Annotated in this window: 14 protein-coding genes; all 14 read right to left on the bottom strand. The window is 59.1% G+C overall.

The genetic code is table 11. The annotated features are described in order from the left end of the window. Nucleotides 1-79: 79 nt before the first annotated feature. Entirely contained in the window at nt 80-1,387 is a 1,308-nt protein-coding gene (gene tilS, locus ACZ9H3_RS20820) for a tRNA lysidine(34) synthetase TilS (RefSeq protein ID WP_476222326.1), read from the bottom strand. Between the two features lie 100 nt (nt 1,388-1,487). Continuing rightward, the gene (gene accA, locus ACZ9H3_RS20815) at nt 1,488-2,435 is read right to left on the bottom strand and encodes an acetyl-CoA carboxylase carboxyl transferase subunit alpha (RefSeq protein WP_476222324.1); all 948 of its coding nucleotides are present in this window, start codon (nt 2,433-2,435) and stop codon (nt 1,488-1,490) included. A 98-nt stretch (nt 2,436-2,533) separates the two neighbouring features. After that, entirely contained in the window at nt 2,534-6,055 is a 3,522-nt protein-coding gene (gene dnaE, locus ACZ9H3_RS20810) for a DNA polymerase III subunit alpha (protein WP_476222322.1), read from the bottom strand. Nucleotides 6,056-6,159: 104 nt separating this feature from the next. Further along, nucleotides 6,160-6,789 (bottom strand): ribonuclease HII, encoded by a 630-nt coding sequence (gene rnhB, locus ACZ9H3_RS20805; protein ID WP_099773728.1) that lies wholly within the window; start codon nt 6,787-6,789, stop codon nt 6,160-6,162. Continuing rightward, a complete protein-coding gene (lpxB, locus tag ACZ9H3_RS20800; protein WP_330522086.1) occupies nt 6,790-7,917 on the bottom strand; it encodes a lipid-A-disaccharide synthase in 1,128 nt (375 codons plus the stop codon). It abuts the gene before it with no gap. A 2-nt stretch (nt 7,918-7,919) separates the two neighbouring features. Next, the gene (lpxA, locus tag ACZ9H3_RS20795) at nt 7,920-8,696 is read right to left on the bottom strand and encodes an acyl-ACP--UDP-N-acetylglucosamine O-acyltransferase (RefSeq protein WP_099773726.1); all 777 of its coding nucleotides are present in this window, start codon (nt 8,694-8,696) and stop codon (nt 7,920-7,922) included. Further along, nucleotides 8,693-9,133 (bottom strand): 3-hydroxyacyl-ACP dehydratase FabZ, encoded by a 441-nt coding sequence (fabZ, locus tag ACZ9H3_RS20790; RefSeq protein ID WP_099773725.1) that lies wholly within the window; start codon nt 9,131-9,133, stop codon nt 8,693-8,695. Before fabZ ends, lpxA begins: the two co-directional genes overlap by 4 nt. Nucleotides 9,134-9,244: 111 nt before the next feature. Then, the gene (gene lpxD, locus ACZ9H3_RS20785; protein WP_330522084.1) at nt 9,245-10,300 is read right to left on the bottom strand and encodes a UDP-3-O-(3-hydroxymyristoyl)glucosamine N-acyltransferase; all 1,056 of its coding nucleotides are present in this window, start codon (nt 10,298-10,300) and stop codon (nt 9,245-9,247) included. 1 nt (nt 10,301) lies between these two features. Next, nucleotides 10,302-10,805 (bottom strand): OmpH/Skp family outer membrane protein, encoded by a 504-nt coding sequence (locus ACZ9H3_RS20780; RefSeq protein WP_099773723.1) that lies wholly within the window; start codon nt 10,803-10,805, stop codon nt 10,302-10,304. 44 nt (nt 10,806-10,849) lie between these two features. Next, complete coding sequence (bamA, locus tag ACZ9H3_RS20775; RefSeq protein ID WP_102052869.1) at nt 10,850-13,198, bottom strand: outer membrane protein assembly factor BamA; 2,349 nt, start codon at nt 13,196-13,198, stop codon at nt 10,850-10,852. A 74-nt stretch (nt 13,199-13,272) separates the two neighbouring features. Then, nucleotides 13,273-14,625 carry a sigma E protease regulator RseP gene (gene rseP, locus ACZ9H3_RS20770; RefSeq protein ID WP_330522083.1) on the bottom strand — a complete coding sequence of 451 codons (1,353 nt, stop codon included), beginning with the start codon at nt 14,623-14,625 and terminating at the stop codon, nt 13,273-13,275. 57 nt (nt 14,626-14,682) lie between these two features. Then, on the bottom strand, nt 14,683-15,873 hold the full coding sequence (gene ispC, locus ACZ9H3_RS20765; protein ID WP_099773720.1) for a 1-deoxy-D-xylulose-5-phosphate reductoisomerase: 1,191 nt from the start codon (nt 15,871-15,873) through the stop codon (nt 14,683-14,685). Then, complete coding sequence (locus ACZ9H3_RS20760; RefSeq protein WP_099773719.1) at nt 15,870-16,685, bottom strand: phosphatidate cytidylyltransferase; 816 nt, start codon at nt 16,683-16,685, stop codon at nt 15,870-15,872. Before ACZ9H3_RS20760 ends, ispC begins: the two co-directional genes overlap by 4 nt. Beyond that, nucleotides 16,685-17,440 carry a polyprenyl diphosphate synthase gene (uppS, locus tag ACZ9H3_RS20755; RefSeq protein WP_099773718.1) on the bottom strand — a complete coding sequence of 252 codons (756 nt, stop codon included), beginning with the start codon at nt 17,438-17,440 and terminating at the stop codon, nt 16,685-16,687. The genes ACZ9H3_RS20760 and uppS overlap by 1 nt, the downstream gene beginning before the upstream one ends. Nucleotides 17,441-17,449 lie beyond the last annotated feature (9 nt).

Genomic DNA, 17,449 nt, shown 5'->3' with positions numbered 1-17,449 from the left:
TAATCGGCAACTCCCGTGATTTCGATGAAGTCACAGAAGCTGTATCAAGAAGGGAGCGTAGTCTACCCGAAACTGCCCTTCATCTCAAACCTTGCGCGTTCGTCGGTGCTGACCAGTGCAATTGCCACTGGTCCTGCGCCAGCGAAGGCAGGTTCGCTACTGCCAACAGACGCTCACCCTCGAACAGTAAGGGTAGCCGAGCGCGCACGAACAGCGGCAAATGCTGCTCGTTGAGCAAACGCTTGAGATCGCGCTGGCCTCGGCCTGGCACCTGAAGCATTTCACCGCCCTGACGATAGCGAATCTGCACTAAGCCCTGCGGCACTCCACCACTTATACGGACACAGCCGTTATCGATCAACGCCAGTGGTCGACCAGGATCACGCCAGGGCTGAGTCGGTGGCTGCGGTTTAAGCCAGTCACCTGCCAACCACCAGATCCGATCGCCGCAACGGTGCAACTCACCATCGGTGAGACGCCAAAGGGCACGACTGCCGTCGGCCGCATCCCGCACGCTCTCCCACCCAGCCCAGTGCCGGCTGTCGGGTAAACGAGTGTACTCAGCCAGCCAGGACTGCAACGCGTTGCGCTGGCGCGCCGGGGAAAGCGCCCGGAGTGTCGGCAAATCCAACGAAGGCAATGCCAGCCATTCAAAACCACTAGCCGTTCGGGCCTGTAGCAGATCCTGCTGCGCCAGTTCCTCAAGCAATACGCGGGCTTCCTCGAGGTGAGCAGCGCTGCGTGCAAGGCTTTGTGCCGCCTGAGGCCAGCGCCGGGTCAACACCGGAAACACGTCATGGCGCAAGTAGTTGCGTGAGAAGCGACAATCGGTGTTTGAAGGATCGTCGATCCACTCCAGCCCCTGCTGCGCCGCATAACGCTCCAGTTCTTCGCGCCCCACCGCCAAAAGTGGACGCACCAAGCGCCCCGCACCCAATGGGCGCTGCACCGGCATCGCCGCCAACCCTCGCACACCAGCGCCACGCAGCAACCGAAACAGTACGGTTTCAGCCTGATCCTCACGGTGTTGAGCCGTCAACAACACCTCAGCAGGGCGCAATGCTTCAGCAAACGCCCGGTAGCGTGCATCCCTTGCGCCCTGCTCCAGGCTCGCACCCGGCGCTACCGTGACATGAATGACCTGAAGCTCAATACCAAGCGCGTCGCAGCGTTGCTGGCAAAGCTGCGGCCACGCGTCAGCAGCGGCCTGAAGGCCGTGATGGATGTGGATGGCACGTAGAGGGGGGAAGGCATGCTGGCGGGACAACAGCGCCAGCAGATGAAGCAGGACAGTGGAGTCCAGCCCACCGGATAGCGCAACACACCAGGACGGTGCGTTGCGCCAGGGTGCCAGGCTGGCAAGCAGCCTGGTAGGGAGATCAGTCATCGGGGCACCTCGTCAGCGAGCGCTCTGCACGCGTTCACCGGCATGCCAGCCCCTGAAGGGAGCCTGGCATACCTGCAAGCGGGGCACCGATGTCTTCAGATCAGAGCCCGTAGCTCATCAGACGATCGTAACGACGCTTGAGCAGCGCGTCGTTATCGAACTTCTTCAGCATGTCCAGTTGCTCAAGCAACTCGCCACGGATCGAAGCCGCCGCCGCCGCTGGATCACGGTGAGCACCACCCAGTGGCTCGGCAATGACCTTGTCGACAATACCCAGGCCTTTCAGACGCTCGGCGGTAATGCCCATGGCCTCGGCAGCATCAGCGGCCTTCTCGGAGGTTTTCCAGAGAATCGACGCGCAGCCTTCTGGCGAGATCACCGAATAGGTGGAGTATTGCAGCATGTTCAGTTGGTCGCAGACACCAATGGCCAGCGCACCACCGGAACCACCTTCACCGATAACGGTGGCGATGATCGGGGTTTTAAGACGTGCCATGACGCGCAGGTTCCAGGCAATGGCTTCGCTTTGGTTGCGCTCTTCAGCGTCGATACCCGGGTAAGCACCTGGCGTGTCGATGAAGGTGAGGATCGGCATCTTGAACCGCTCGGCCATTTCCATCAGGCGGCACGCCTTGCGGTAGCCTTCAGGGCGCGGCATACCGAAGTTGCGGCGAACTTTCTCGCGCACTTCGCGGCCTTTCTGATGACCGATGACCATGACTGGCCGACTGTCCAGGCGGGCGACACCACCAACAATGGCGGCATCGTCGGAGAAGTGACGGTCACCGTGCAGTTCGTCGAACTCGGTGAAGATGTGCTCGATGTAGTCCAGGGTGTAAGGACGGCGCGGATGACGAGCCATTCGTGCAATCTGCCAACTGGTCAGATTGTTGAAGATGCTGGCAGTCAGGGCGCTGCTCTTGTCCTGCAGGCGCGAAATTTCTTCGCCAATGTTCAGCGAGTTGTCGTTACCAACCAGGCGCAGCTCTTCGATCTTGGCTTGCAGGTCAGCAATCGGCTGTTCGAAATCCAGAAAATTCGGGTTCATAGGCTTCCGTCTTGGGTCGACGGCCAGGCGGCCGGCCGGTTGATCCGTTTGGCGCCCTACCTTAAGGGATCGGGCGCATTCAGGTCGAGATTAAAAATTCATCGATATTGCAAAAAGACGTTCTCACGTCCGAACTGGTCACGCAGTGCCTGGATCAAGCCATCGGCCGGATCGATACGCCAGCCCTCGCCGAACTGCAGCAAGGCCTTGGCATCGGTTCCGGTGTACTCCAATGTGATCGGGCAGGCGCCACGATGACGCTTGAACAACTCCCCCAACCAGGTCAAGCGATCACCTTTGAGCGCATCACTACGCACCTTCAGGCGCAGGCTTTCGGCCAGGTTGGTACGCGCATCTTCCATGCTCATGACGCGCTTGACCCGCAGGCGCAAGCCGCCGGAGAAGTCATCGTTACTGACCTCCCCTTCAACCACGACCATTGCGTCGGTCTGCAACAATGCCTGAGCAGAATGGAATGCATCGGCGAACAAGGACGCCTCGATCCGTCCGGAACGGTCGTCAAGGGTCACAAAGCCCATCTTGTCGCCTTTCTTGTTCTTCATCACCCGCAGGGCGATGATCATGCCCGCGACGGTCTGGGTGTCACGGGCTGGCTTCAGATCAATGATCCGCTGGCGCGCGAAACGACGAATCTCACCTTCATACTCATCGATCGGGTGCCCGGTCAGATAGAGGCCAAGGGTATCTTTCTCGCCCCGCAGGCGCTCCTTGAGGGTGAGTTCTCGGGCCTTGCGATGATTGGCATAAACGTCGGCGTCTTCCTCGACGAACAGCCCCCCAAACAGATCGGCGTGGCCGCTGTCATGGGTACGCGCAGTCTGCTCCGCCGACTTGATTGCCTCCTCCATGGCCGCCAGCAGTACCGCACGGTTGCGGTCGATGTTGGCCTGGTAGGCCTTGAGCTCGTCATGAAAATAAGGCCCCAGGCGATCCAGCGCGCCGCTACGAACCAGTGCATCGAGGGTGCGCTTGTTGATGCGCTTGAGGTCCACGCGCTCGCAGAAATCGAACAGATCCTTGAACGGACCGTCGGCGCGAGCCTCGACAATGGCTTCTACCGGCCCTTCACCAACACCCTTGATCGCGCCCAGGCCGTAGACAATCCGACCGTCGTCGTTGACCGTGAACTTGAAGTCCGAAGTGTTAACGTCCGGGGCGTCCAGACGCAGCTTCATGCTGCGCACTTCCTCGATCAGCGTGACCACCTTGTCGGTGTTGTGCATATCCGCCGAGAGCACCGCCGCCATGAACGGTGCCGGGTAGTGGGTCTTGAGCCAGGCGGTCTGGTACGACACCAGGCCATAGGCCGCCGAGTGAGACTTGTTGAAGCCGTAACCGGCAAACTTCTCTACCAGGTCAAAGATGTTACCGGCAAGCTCAGCATCAATATTGTTGTTCGCACACCCTTCGATGAAACCGCCGCGCTGCTTGGCCATCTCCTCGGGCTTTTTCTTGCCCATGGCCCGACGGAGCATGTCCGCGCCACCCAAGGTGTAACCCGCCATGACCTGAGCGATCTGCATCACCTGTTCCTGATACAGGATGATGCCGTAGGTAGGCGCCAGTACCGGCTTCAGGCCTTCGTACTGGTAGTCCGGGTGCGGATAGGCCAGCTCGGCGCGGCCGTGCTTACGGTTGATGAAGTCGTCCACCATGCCCGACTGCAGCGGGCCGGGACGGAACAGCGCAACCAGTGCAATGAGGTCTTCCAGGCAGTCGGGCTTGAGCTTTTTGATCAGCTCTTTCATACCCCGCGATTCAAGCTGGAACACTGCCGTCGTTTCGGCTTTTTGCAGCAGTTCGAAGGTCTTTCTGTCGTCAAGCGGGATGAAATCGATGTTCAGATCGTCCAGGCCGTTCTTGGCCTGCTCACGGTTGATCGTCTCCATCGCCCATTTGATGATGGTCAGGGTACGCAAGCCGAGGAAGTCGAACTTCACCAGGCCCGCAGCCTCAACATCGTCCTTGTCGAACTGGGTTACCAGGCCGCCGCCCTCTTCGTCACAGGCAATCGGCGAGAAGTCGGTCAGCTTGGTCGGGGCGATTACCACACCACCGGCGTGTTTACCCGTGCCGCGCGTAACCCCTTCAAGCTTCAGGGCCATGTCCCAGATCTCCTGGGCTTCCTCATCGCTCTTGAGGAAGTCGCGCAGCATCTCCTCCTGCTCGTAGGCCTTTTCCAGGGTCATGCCGACTTCGAACGGGATCATCTTCGACAACCGGTCGGCAAGCCCGTAAGACTTGCCCTGCACCCGTGCCACGTCTCGCACTACCGCCTTCGCCGCCATGGTGCCAAAGGTAATGATCTGACTTACCGCATTGCGCCCATAGGCTTCAGCCACATAGTCAATCACCCGGTCACGACCGTCCATGCAGAAGTCGACGTCGAAGTCGGGCATGGAGATCCGTTCAGGGTTGAGGAACCGCTCAAACAGCAAGTCGTAAGCCAGCGGATCGAGGTCGGTGATCTTCAGAACGTAAGCCACCAGTGAGCCCGCACCCGACCCACGGCCTGGGCCTACCGGCACGCCGTTGTTCTTGGCCCACTTGATGAAGTCCATAACGATCAGGAAGTAACCCGGGAACCCCATCTGGATGATGATGTCGAGTTCGAACTTCAGCCGGTCCAGGTAGGTCTGGCGCTTCGTCTCATAGTCGGGCGTGGTCTCTTTGGGCCACAACACCGCCAGACGCTCTTCCAGGCCCTCATGTGATACATGACGCAGGTAGTCGTCGATGGACATGCCATTGGGCGTCGGGAAGTCCGGCAGGAAGTATTTACCCAGCTGCACCTGGATGTTGCAACGCTTGGCAATTTCAACCGTGTTCTCCAGCGCCTCAGGCAGATCACTGAACAGCTCGGCCATTTCCGCCGGGCTTTTCAGGTATTGCTGATCACTGTAGTTACGCGAGCGGCGCGGGTCATCCAGCGCCCGACCTTCGCCGATGCAGACGCGCGTTTCATGCGCATCGAAGTCCGACTGTTTGATGAACCGTACATCGTTGGTCGCCACCAGAGGCGCGCCGAGCTTGTCAGCCAGGGCCACCGCAGCGTGCAGGTACTCTTCGTCGCCCGTGCGGTTAGTGCGTTGCACTTCCACATAGAAGCGCTCCGGGAACATTACCATCCAGTCACGCAGCAGGCGTTCTGCCTCGTCGGGATTACCCGCGAGCAATGCCATGCCGATATCGCCTTCGCGGGCCGCAGAGAGGGCAATCAGACCTTCGCTGGCCTGGGCAATCCAGTCACGCTCGATGATAACCAGACCATTGCGCTGCCCGTCCATCCAACCGCGGGAAATCAACTCGGTGAGGTTGCGATAACCCTGGGCATCCATCGCCAGAAAGCAGATGCGTGCCAGAGGCGCATCCGGGTCCGCGCTTGCCAGCCACAGGTCGGCGCCACAGATCGGCTTGACGCCCGCGCCCATGGCTGCCTTGTAGAACTTGACCAGCGAACACATGTTGCTCTGGTCAGTGACCGCGACTGCCGGCATGTTCATCCCGGCCAGCGCCTTGACCAGCGGCTTGATGCGCACCAGGCCATCGACCAGCGAGTATTCGGTGTGCAGGCGAAGATGAACGAAGGAAGCCGACATGATGATCCTATAGCAGCGCAAAACAACAAGGCCCGGATTGTACCGGGCCTTGAGCGAAACATCAGCCGGTGCAGAACACTGGCCGAAAATGAATGGTCAAGCGGTCAGATATCCGGGAAACCGCCAGCCTGTATCTCGCGGGCCTCGAAGGCGGCACGCACCGGTGCGAATGAGCGCCGATGAATGGGGGTCGGGCCCAGCCGGGCCAGTGCTTCAAGGTGCACAGGTGTCGGGTAGCCCTTATGCCCGCCAATGCCGTAACCGGGGTAGACTTTCTCGAAGGCTGCCATCTCGCGGTCGCGCGTGACCTTGGCCAGGATCGAGGCCGCCGCAATTGCAGGCACCTGGCTATCACCCTTGACCACTGGCGCCGCCGGCACATCGAGCTTGGGGCAGCGGTTACCGTCGATCAACGCCAGTTTCGGGGTGATATGCAACCCCTCTACCGCACGCTGCATGGCCAACATGGTGGCATGCAGGATGTTCAGTTGATCAATCTCTTCGACCTCGGCCCGGGCGATGCAAAAGCTGAGCGCCTTTTCACAGATTTCATCGAACAGCTTTTCACGACGTGCTTCGGTGAGCTTTTTCGAGTCATTCAGGCCAAGAATCGGCCGCTTCGGGTCCAGGATCACCGCAGCGGTGACCACCGCGCCACACAGAGGCCCACGACCGACCTCGTCAACACCGGCGACAAGGTCCTCGACCAGATTGAAGTCCAGTCCCATTTGCATTTATCGTTTTTCCAGCAAGGCCAGCACCGCTTCAGCCGCCTGATTGGAGGCGTCACGGCGCAGCGTACGGTGAATCTGATCAAAGCTGTCGGTCTGTCCACGGCCATCGGCAAGCAACGGCAGCAACGTCTCTGCCAGCGCCTCGGGCGTCGCTGCATCCTGCAACAGTTCCGGCACCAACAGGCGCTGGGCCAGCAAGTTAGGCAGCGAGACGTACGGGCTTTTCACCAGACGCTTGAGAATCCAGTAGGTCAACGGCGCCAGGCGATAGGCAACCACCATTGGCCGCTTGAACAGTAGCGCTTCAAGGGTGGCAGTACCGGAAGCAATCAACACGGCATCACAGGCCGCCAAGGCCTGATGCGACTGACCGTCGAGCAGGGTTACCGGCAGATCACGACCAACCAGCATTTGCTCGAGCTGTTCACGACGCAGCGCGTTGGCGCAAGGGGAGACGAAGCGCACATCCGGGACACGCTCCCTCAGGCGTTGCGCGGCATCCAGGAACAACGCGCCCAGACGGCCTACCTCACCACCACGGCTACCCGGCATCAAGGCCACCAGCGGCCCATCCGGCAACCCCAACTGAGCGCGAGCAGCACTGCGGTCGCACTCAAGATCGATAGTATCGGCCAACGGATGACCGACGAAACGCACCGGCACGCCCTGCTCTTCGTAGAACTTCGCCTCGAAGGGCAACAGGGTGAGCATAAGGTCGCAACCTTCGCGAATCTTCAACACACGCTTCTGACGCCAGGCCCAAACGGACGGGCTGACGTAATGCACCGTCTTGATTCCGACCTGGCGCAGCTTCAGTTCGATATTGAGCGTAAAGTCCGGGGCATCGATACCGATGAACACATCGGGCTTTTCGGCGATCAGTGTCTGGATCAGCGCCTTGCGCCGCTTGAGCAGTTCGCGCAGACGCCCAAGCACCTCAACCAGGCCCATGACAGCCAAGCGTTCCATCGGGAAATACGAATCAAGGCCCTCGGCCTGCATCAATGGGCCGCCTACGCCGATGAAGCGGATATCCGGGTGACGGGTCTTCAATGCGCGCATCAGGCCCGCACCCAGGATATCGCCACTGGCCTCACCTGCCACCAGCGCTACACAAAGCTGCGCCATGGTCAGCGGGTGATGCCGCGAGTGGAGTTCTTGATCGACGTGAGGAACAGGTCGACTTCAGGGAATTGACTGGCCGACTCGGTGAGCTCGACGATAGCCTGCTCGACCGTCAGTCCTTGGCGATAGACCACCTTGTAAGCGCGGCGTAGCGCATGGATGGCGTCGTCACTGAAGCCACGACGGCGCATGCCCTCGAAGTTCATGCTGCGTGCTTCAGCAGGGTTACCAAACACCGTCACAAAAGCCGGTACATCCTTGCCAATTGCCGTCCCCATACCGGAGAAGCTGTGAGCACCGATATGGCAGAACTGGTGAACCAGCGTGAAGCCGGAGAGTATCGCCCAATCATCGACATGCACATGGCCGGCCAATGCAGTGTTGTTAACCAGAATGCAATGGTTGCCAATTACGCTGTCGTGACCGATGTGAGCATAGGCCATGATCAGGTTGTGATCACCCAGGGTGGTCTCCGAACGGTCTTGTACGGTACCACGATGGATCGTCACACCCTCGCGAATCACATTGTGATCGCCAATGACCAGACGGGTAGGTTCACCCTTGTATTTCAGATCAGGGGTGTCTTCGCCAACAGAGGAAAACTGATAGATGCGATTATGCCGACCAATACGGGTTGGCCCTTTGATAATCACATGCGGACCGACAACGGTCCCCTCCCCGATCTCGACATTTGCGCCGATAATCGACCAGGGGCCGACCTCAACGCCTTCGGCCAGCTTGGCCGAAGGGTCGATGATTGCCCGAGGGTCAATCAAACTCATAGTTTACGTTCCGCGCAGATGATCTCAGCCGAGCAGACAGGCTTGCCGTCCACCGAAGCCTGGCAATCGAACTTCCAGATCTGGCGCTTGCAACTGATGAACTTGGCTTCAAGAATCAGCTGATCGCCCGGCAGAACCGGCTGACGGAAGCGCAGCTTGTCGGAGCCCACGAAGTAATACAGGGTGCCGTCCGCAGGTTTGACGTCGAGCATCTTGAAGCCGAGGATACCGGCTGCCTGGGCCATGGCCTCGATGATCAATACGCCCGGCATGATCGGGTGCGCCGGGAAGTGACCATTGAAGAAAGGCTCGTTGATGCTGACATTCTTGTAGGCACGAATGCGCTGAGCCTCTACGTCCAAGTCCACTACCCGGTCCACCAACAGGAACGGGTAACGGTGAGGCAGGTATTCGCGAATCTCGTTGATGTCCATCATTTCGGGGGGAAGCCTGTAGTAAAGATAGGGAGCGTAAACCTTGGTTTAACGCTCCTTTTGCAAATCAAGGCGGCTATCCAGCAGTTGAGCACGCCTGATCAGGAAATGGTATCAGCCTTCTGATGAAGCTTTGCCGTCCGAGGTCACGGTGTCGACGCGCTTTTCCACTTGGACGAGGCGTTTTGCCATCTCATCCAACTGGCGAATTCGCGCCGCGCTCTTGCGCCACTCTGCCAACGGCTGCATGGCCGTACCGGAGGAGTAGGCGCCCGGCTCAGTGATTGAGCGGGTGACCATCGTCATGCCGGAAACGAACACACCATCGCAGACATCGATATGACCGACCATGCCGACACCGCCTGCGATCGTGCAATGCTTGCCGATCTTGGTACTGCCGGAAATGCCGACACAAGCCGCCATGGCCGTGTGATCGCCGATCTGAACGTTGTGCGCAATCTGGATCTGGTTGTCGAGTTTGACGCCATTGCCAATACAGGTATCGGCCAAGGCACCACGATCAATAGCGGTGTTGACACCAATCTCGACATCATCGCCGATCGTCACACCACCAATCTGCGCGATTTTCTGCCAGACACCCTTCTCGTTGGCAAATCCGAAACCTTCGCCACCCAACACGGCACCCGACTGAATCACGACACGCTTGCCAATGCGCACGTCATGATACAGGGTCACCTTGGGTGCGAGCCAACCACCCTCGCCAATCACGCAACGTGCACCGATATAACACTGTGCGCCAACGGTCACACCCGGGCCGATCTGCGCACCGCTTTCGATAACAGCGAAGGCTCCAATACTGGCGCTCGCATCCACCTGAGCGTCCGCAGCCACCACGGCGCTGGGATGAACTCCCGCCACAGCCTTTGGTTTGGGATCAAACAGGTGGGAAATGCGCGCATACGCAAGATAAGGGTCAGGCACGATCAGTGCGTGACCGGCAAAACCTTCAGCATCGCTTGCCTTGAGCAACACCGCGGCGGCATTGCTCTCACCCAGGTACTTGCGGTACTGAGGGTTGGCCAGGAAGCTCAACTGCCCCGGACCGGCATCCTGCAAGGTTGCCAGACCGACGATTTCAAGCTCAGCGGGGCCACTGAGCGTCGCCCCGAGAAACTCTGCCAGTTGCCCCAGCTTCATACTGAATGCCATATCAGCGGGACTGGTTCATGCGCTCGATGACTTGGCGGGTGATGTCGTATTGAGGTTTGACATCGATTACCGCGCCGCGCTCAAGCACCAGGTCGAAAGCACCTTTCTTGATGACTTCCTCAACAGCACCATCCAGCTTAGGTTTCAGTTGCTTGAGCATGTCACGATCAGCGACTGCCTTGGCCTCGTTCAACTCCTTGGACTGGAACTGGAAGTCACGTGCTTTCTGCTTGAACTCAAGCTCCAGGCGCTCACGCTCACCTTGAGGCATCTTGTCGCCACCCTTGACCAGGCGGTCCTGGATACCCTTGGCGCTGCTCTCCAGATTTTTCAGCTTGGTCAACTGAGGGCCGAATTTCTTCTCGGCATCAACGGCGTACTTCTTCGCCGCATCCGACTCCAGCAATGCCATCTGATAGTTCAGCACGGCGATTTTCATTTCGGCGAACGCCGGGGTCGCAACCAGGGCTGCGGCCAGAACAGCCAGTTGAGTCAACTTACGCACGATGCACTCCTACAGAATCCGTTGTCGTTACAAGGATCAGACCCTTAGAAGGTCTGGCCCAGAGAGAATTGGAACACCTGGGTATCGGCGCTGTCCGGCTCTTTGACCGGCATCGCCAGACTGAAGCTCAGCGGGCCAAGCGCCGTGATCCAGGTCACGCCCAAACCAACGGAACTGGCCAGCCCGGAAAGGCCAACCTTTTCACAGTCCGGTTGAGAACCGCATTGCGTGTCAAACACGTTACCCACATCCCAGAAAACCGAGGTGCGCAGGGAGCGCTGATCCTTGACGAACGGTAGAGGGAACAGCAACTCGACACCACCCTGTACAAGGACGTTACCACCGAACGGCAAGGGATCCTGATCCGGGTCAGCAATCGTGCCTGGGTTCTTGCCGGTACTTGGCGTACTGCGCGGGCCAAGACTGCTGTCCTTGAAGCCACGAACCGAGTTGAAGCCACCTGCATAGTAGTTCTCGTAGAACGGCAGGCCCTCGGTAGAACCGAAGCCGTCTCCGTAGCCGAGCTCGGTATGCAGCCGCAGTGTGTAGTCGTTGGTGATCGGCTTGAACATCTGGCCACGGTAGTCCAGCTTGAAGAACGACAGGTCGCTACCTGGCGTGGTCGCCTCGAGCACCAGGCTTTGTGAGTGGCCACGGGTAGCCAGCACGCCCTTGTTCAGGGTCGATTCGGACCAACCTGCGGATGCCTTGAAGTTCAGGTACTTGTCGCCCTCTTGTTTGACGAAATCGAAGATCTCGTCAACGGTGTAACGACCAGTCTTGATCTCATCCTGCTGCGCAGTCAGGCCGAAGGTCAAACGCGAGGTTTCACTGATCGGGTAACCAACGCTGACACCGGCACCGAGACTGTCCACGGCATAGCTGGCAACGTCGACATCCAGATCCTGGTAGTCAGTGGTGCGATAGAACGCGTTGTAGCCCAGGCTGACGCCATCGGCAGTCCAGTAAGGGTCTACAAAGCTGAAGTTGTAACGACTCTGGTACTCACTACGGGTCAGGCCAATGGAAACCTTGTTACCGGTACCGAGGAAGTTGTTCTGGCTGATCGAACCGCCAAGGATCAGGCCGGCACTCTGAGCGAAACCAACGCTGGCGGTAATCGAACCGGAAGCCTGCTCTTCTACACTGTAGTTGACGTCTACCTGGTCATCGGTACCCGGAACTGCCGGGGTTTCAACGTTCACTTCCTTGAAGAAGCCCAAACGCTCCAGACGCGTCTTGGATTGATCAATCAGATAGGTCGATGCCCAACCACCTTCCATCTGACGCATTTCACGACGCAGTACCTCATCCTCGGACTTGGTATTACCACGGAAGTTGATGCGGTTGACGTAAGCACGCTTGCCAGGGTCGACTACAAAGGTGATGTCGACAGTCTTGTCATCATCGTGCGGCTGGGGTACGCCGTTAACGTTGGCGAAGGTGTAGCCTTCGTTACCCAGACGACGGGTGATCAGCTCGGAGGTGGTGGTCATCACCTTGCGCGAAAACACCTGCCCTGGTTGCACCAGCAGCAGTGCCTTGACCTGGTCTTCCGGCACCTTCAGGTCACCGGACAGCTTGACGTCACGCACGGTGTACTTCTCGCCTTCGTTGACGTTCACCGTGATATAGACGTGTTTCTTGTCTGGGGTGATGGATACCTGGGTGGAGGCGATATCCATGTTGATATAGCCGCGGTCCAGGTAGTAGGAGCGCAGACGCTCCAGGTCACCCGAGAGCTTTTCGCGAGCGTACTTGTCATCGTTCTTGAAGAACGACAGCCAGTTGGTGGTCTTGAGCTCGAACAGGCTGGCCAGCTCTTCATCGGAGAAGACGGTATTACCAACCACGTTGATGTGCTGAATCGCCGCAACGGTGCCTTCGTTGATCTTGATCTTCAGTGCTACGCGGTTACGCGGCTGCGGTACAACCTCAGTGTCAACCTCAGCCGAATAACGACCCTGGGCAACATACTGACGCTGCAACTCGTTACGCACACCTTCGAGGGTTGCGCGCTGGAAGATTTCACCTTCGGACAGCCCGGACTGTTTCAAGCCCTTAAGCAGGTCCTCGGTACTGATGGCCTTGTTACCATCGATCTCGATACTCGAAACCGAAGGACGCTCGACCACGTTGATGATCAAAACGTTGCCTTCACGCCCCAGTTGGATGTCCTGAAAGAAGCCGGTTTTGAACAACGCACGGGTGGACTCCACCAGGCGGCGGTCATCGGCGTCGTCACCGACGTTCAACGGCAATGCGCCAAATACGCTGCCAGCGGAAACCCGCTGCAGGCCATTGACACGGATATCGGAGATGGTGAAGGACTCGGCGTGAACTTCAGCGATCATCAGTACGGCGAGAACCGCAGTTAGCAGCAGACGTTTCATGAAGTCCTTTCTTATTCCAACTGGCAATAAACGACCCTCCGCGAAAGACGGCGGGTTCGCAATTGAGCGAAGCGTTACAGACGACCCAAATCGTTGATCAGGGCGAGCAACATCACCCCGACTACCAAACTGATACCGATCTGGATTCCCCAACCTTGCACCCGATCAGAGAGCGGGCGACCACGCGCCCACTCGATCAGGTAAAACAGCAAATGCCCCCCATCCAACACTGGAATAGGCAGCAAATTCAGAACCCCCAGGCTAATGCTCAGATAGGCGAGGAAATTAAGGAAATCACCTACACCGGACTGGGCCGAAGCGCCCGCCACTTTAGCAATGGTTATCGGTCCGCTCAAGTTTTTTACCGAGAGCTCGCCGAACAGCATTTTCTTGAGCGAATCCAGGGTCAGAACACTCATGTTCCACGTGCGAGAGAGCCCTTCGCCAACCGCTGCAAGCGGCCCGTAACGCACCTCGCGCAGCATGCTTGGCGGCCATTCGACTGCCTTCACCCCAGCACCAAGATAACCACTGGCAGCCTTGCCTTCGCCACGCGTGGCCAGGTTCACCGGCAACTCCAGCGTGGCACCATCGCGCTCAACGCTCAGCGTTACGCGACCGCCGGCACGACTGCGCACCTTGTCGACCACCTGCTGCCACTCATTCACCGCCTGACCATCGAGTGCCAGCAGACGATCACCGGGTTTCAGGCCAGCAGCCTGAGCGGGGCCTTTAGGGTCGAGCTCGGCCAACACTGGCGGCAACGCAGGACGCCACGGACGAATCCCCAGGGAATTGATCGGGTCCGGCTCATCAGCACCCTTTAGCCACTTGTCGAGCTTGAGCACATGGGTGCTCTCAGCATTGCTGCCCTCTTCCCTGACCGTCACCTGCAGCGAACCGGTCTCACCAAGGCGACGGATCAACTGGAGATTGACCGCAGCCCAACCGTTAATCGACTCGCCGTCTACGGCAATGACTTCCTGACCGGCGCCCAGACCGGCAGCCGCAGCAATACTATCGGCCTCGACTGCACCAATGACCGGGCGCACCTGCTGGCTGCCCAACATGGCCAGCACCCAGAAAAACAGAATGGCGAGCAAAAAATTGGCAATTGGGCCGGCTGCGACGATAGCGATGCGCTGGCGCACCGACTTTCGATTGAACGACTGATCCAGCTGATCGGGCGGCACCTCACCCTCTCGCTCATCGAGCATCTTGACGTAGCCACCCAACGGGATCGCCGCGACCACAAACTCAGTGCCATGCCGATCATGCCAGCGAAACAGTGGCAGACCGAAACCCACTGAAAAACGCAAAACCTTGACGCCGCAGCGGCGCGCCACCCAGAAGTGACCGAACTCGTGAAAGGTGACCAGCACACCCAACGCAACCAGGGTGCCGATAATCATATAGAGCGCACTCATGTCTCTCTCCGAATGACGTTCATCGGACGCTGACGCTGCGCCATGAAGCGCGGCGCATCAGCGTCCGTGACGGCTCAACCACTGACCGGCCAAAAGGCGCGCCTGGTGATCAGCCGCAAACACGGCTTCAAGCGTATCGACCGCTACCACCGACTCATGATCGAGTACATCTTCGATCATACTCGCGATCTCCGGGAAGCGGATGCGCCGCTCAAGAAATGCAGCCACCGCCACCTCATTGGCTGCGTTGAGCAGCGCCGGGGCACTACCCCCAGCGTCAGCAGCCTGACGCGACAGGCGCAGGCAAGGGAAACGCTGCTCATCCGGCGCCTGAAAATCCAACCGGGCAATCGCAAACAGATCCAGTGGTGCAACCCCTGAGTCAATCCGCTCAGGCCAGGCCAGCGCATTGGCAATCGGTGTACGCATATCGGGATTGCCCAACTGCGCCAGCACAGAGCCATCCACATAATCGACCAGAGAGTGGATTACGCTTTGTGGGTGAACGACCACCTCAATCTGGGCCGGCCGGGCATCGAACAGCCAACAGGCCTCGATCAATTCCAGCCCCTTGTTCATCATGCTTGCCGAGTCGACAGAGATTTTCCGCCCCATCGACCAGTTCGGGTGCGCACACGCCTGCTCTGGCGTCACGTCAGCCAGTTCGCTTTGCGGGGTTTGCCGGAACGGGCCACCTGACGCAGTCAACAGGATTCGCCGTACGCCAACCTGAGGCAGGCCGCGGGAGAAATCGCCCGGCAGGCACTGGAATATCGCATTATGCTCGCTGTCGATCGGCAACAACACTGCGCCACTCTGACGCACAGCCTGCATGAAGAGTGCGCCGGACATGACCAGCGCCTCCTTGTTGGCCAACAACACTTTCTTGCCAGCTTCGACAGCTGCCAAGGTAGGACGCAAACCCGCCGCACCGACAATGGCCGCCATGACGGTATCCACTTCAGAGGCAGCCGCAACCTGGCACAAACCCGCTTCGCCAACCAGCACTTCGGTAGCCGAGCCGGCTGCGCGCAGGTCAGCACGCAACTGCTGCGCGGCTTCGACGCTTGGCACCACGGCATAGGACGGGGCATGACGAATGCAAAGTGCGAGCAACTCGCTCAAGCGCGAGTAACCGGTCAATGCGAACACCTGGTATCGCTCGGGATGACGAGCAATTACATCAAGCGTGCTGAGGCCGATGGAGCCAGTGGCCCCAAGCACGGTAATACGTTGCAGACCGCTCACATCGCGCCCCAGTTAGCTGCCCAAAGCAGCACAGCAAATAGCGGAATGGCAGCCGTCAGGCTGTCGATACGATCCAGCACACCGCCATGACCTGGCAGCAGATTGCTGCTGTCCTTGATCCCTGCACGGCGCTTGAACATGCTCTCGGTCAAGTCACCCACGACCGAAACAGCAACAACCAATGCCGCGCCAAGCACCCCCAACAGCAACTCAGTGGCCGACCAGCCACGATTCACGCCGACCGCCACGGTAATGGCCAGGCTCAGCGCTACACCACCATAAACGCCTTCCCAGCTCTTGCCTGGGCTGACCTGCGGTGCCAGCTTACGCTTGCCAAAGGCCTTACCGGAGAAGTAGGCCCCGATATCGGCAGCCCACACCAGCACCATGACCGACATGATCAACCCGTTACCGAGCGGCCAATGCTTGAGCAGGATAAGCCCCTGCCATGCCGGCAGAAGGATCAATAAACCGATCAGCAGCTTGCAGGCGGCACTGGCCCACAACTCGCTACTCGCGGGATAGGTCAAGACCAGCCAGGTTGCCACCCCCCACCACAACACCGACGCACCGAGCACCCAAGGGGCCAGATCCGGCATCAGGTGCAGCAGCATCAGCAAACCGGCTACCACGGCGGCGTAAGCGATACGCAATGCCTGGGCGACCAGCCCCGACAAACGCGCCCATTCCCAAGCGCCCAGGGTCACAACCCCACCAATGAACAAGGCGAAATCGCCACCTTCGAGCAGAAAGAAACCACCCAGAGCGATCGGCAACAGGATCAGCGCAGTGATGATGCGTTGTTTAAGCATTAAGCACGGGCTCCTGCTTCGACCTGCTCGCTGGTTCTACCAAAGCGGCGCTGACGCGAAGCAAAATCGGCCAGCGCCTTGCGCATGGCTTCGTGTTTGAAGTCCGGCCAGAACAGGTCGGAGAAATACAACTCGGAATAGGCCAACTGCCAAAGCAGGAAGTTGCTGATACGGTGCTCCCCCCCTGTGCGAATACACAGATCAGGCAACGGCAGATCACCGGTAGCCAGGCAGGGTTGCAGCAGCTCCGGCGTGATGTCTTCCGGGCGCAAATGCCCCGCCTGAACTTCCCGCGCCAAGCGCTGGGCAGCCTGGGCGATATCCCACTGGCCACCGTAGTTGGCAGCGATTTGCAGGATAAAGCGACCACTGCCCGCAGTCAGCGCTTCAGCCTCACGCATGGCAGCCTGCAGCTCCGGATGAAAGCGCGACCGATCGCCAATGATCCGAAGGCTGATGTTGTTCTCGTTCAGGCGCTTGGCTTCGCGGCGCAAGGCCGAGAAGAACAGCTCCATCAACGCACCGACCTCATCAGCCGGCCGCTGCCAGTTCTCACTGGAGAACGCGAACAGGGTCAGTACCTCGACCTTGGCTTCGGCGCACACCTCGATCACCGCACGGACGGCATCAACACCGGCCTTGTGCCCGGCAACGCCGGGCAGCAGACGTTTCTTCGCCCAGCGATTGTTTCCGTCCATGATGATCGCGACATGGCGCGGCACCGACGGGGACACACCCTGCTTGCTCTTTTCCATGAAAAAGTC

Source organism: Pseudomonas sp. TE3910 (assembly GCF_056279025.1).
The sequence above is the reverse complement of the archived record's forward strand: the minus strand, read 5'-3'. Positions and strand labels throughout refer to the sequence as shown.

Excerpts from the sequence above, each read along its gene's own strand:
- fabZ (WP_099773725.1), bottom strand. The coding sequence starts at position 9,133 with ATGATGGACATCAACGAGATTCGCGAATACCTGCCTCACCGTTACCCG.
- uppS (WP_099773718.1), bottom strand. The coding sequence starts at position 17,440 with ATGGAAAAGAGCAAGCAGGGTGTGTCCCCGTCGGTGCCGCGCCATGTC.
- ACZ9H3_RS20760 (WP_099773719.1), bottom strand. The coding sequence starts at position 16,685 with ATGCTTAAACAACGCATCATCACTGCGCTGATCCTGTTGCCGATCGCT.
- rseP (WP_330522083.1), bottom strand. The coding sequence starts at position 14,625 with ATGAGTGCGCTCTATATGATTATCGGCACCCTGGTTGCGTTGGGTGTG.
- rnhB (WP_099773728.1), bottom strand. The coding sequence starts at position 6,789 with ATGCAAATGGGACTGGACTTCAATCTGGTCGAGGACCTTGTCGCCGGT.
- lpxA (WP_099773726.1), bottom strand. The coding sequence starts at position 8,696 with ATGAGTTTGATTGACCCTCGGGCAATCATCGACCCTTCGGCCAAGCTG.
- lpxD (WP_330522084.1), bottom strand. The coding sequence starts at position 10,300 with ATGGCATTCAGTATGAAGCTGGGGCAACTGGCAGAGTTTCTCGGGGCG.
- tilS (WP_476222326.1), bottom strand. The coding sequence starts at position 1,387 with ATGACTGATCTCCCTACCAGGCTGCTTGCCAGCCTGGCACCCTGGCGC.
- accA (WP_476222324.1), bottom strand. The coding sequence starts at position 2,435 with ATGAACCCGAATTTTCTGGATTTCGAACAGCCGATTGCTGACCTGCAA.
- bamA (WP_102052869.1), bottom strand. The coding sequence starts at position 13,198 with ATGAAACGTCTGCTGCTAACTGCGGTTCTCGCCGTACTGATGATCGCT.
- dnaE (WP_476222322.1), bottom strand. The coding sequence starts at position 6,055 with ATGTCGGCTTCCTTCGTTCATCTTCGCCTGCACACCGAATACTCGCTG.
- lpxB (WP_330522086.1), bottom strand. The coding sequence starts at position 7,917 with ATGGCGCAGCTTTGTGTAGCGCTGGTGGCAGGTGAGGCCAGTGGCGAT.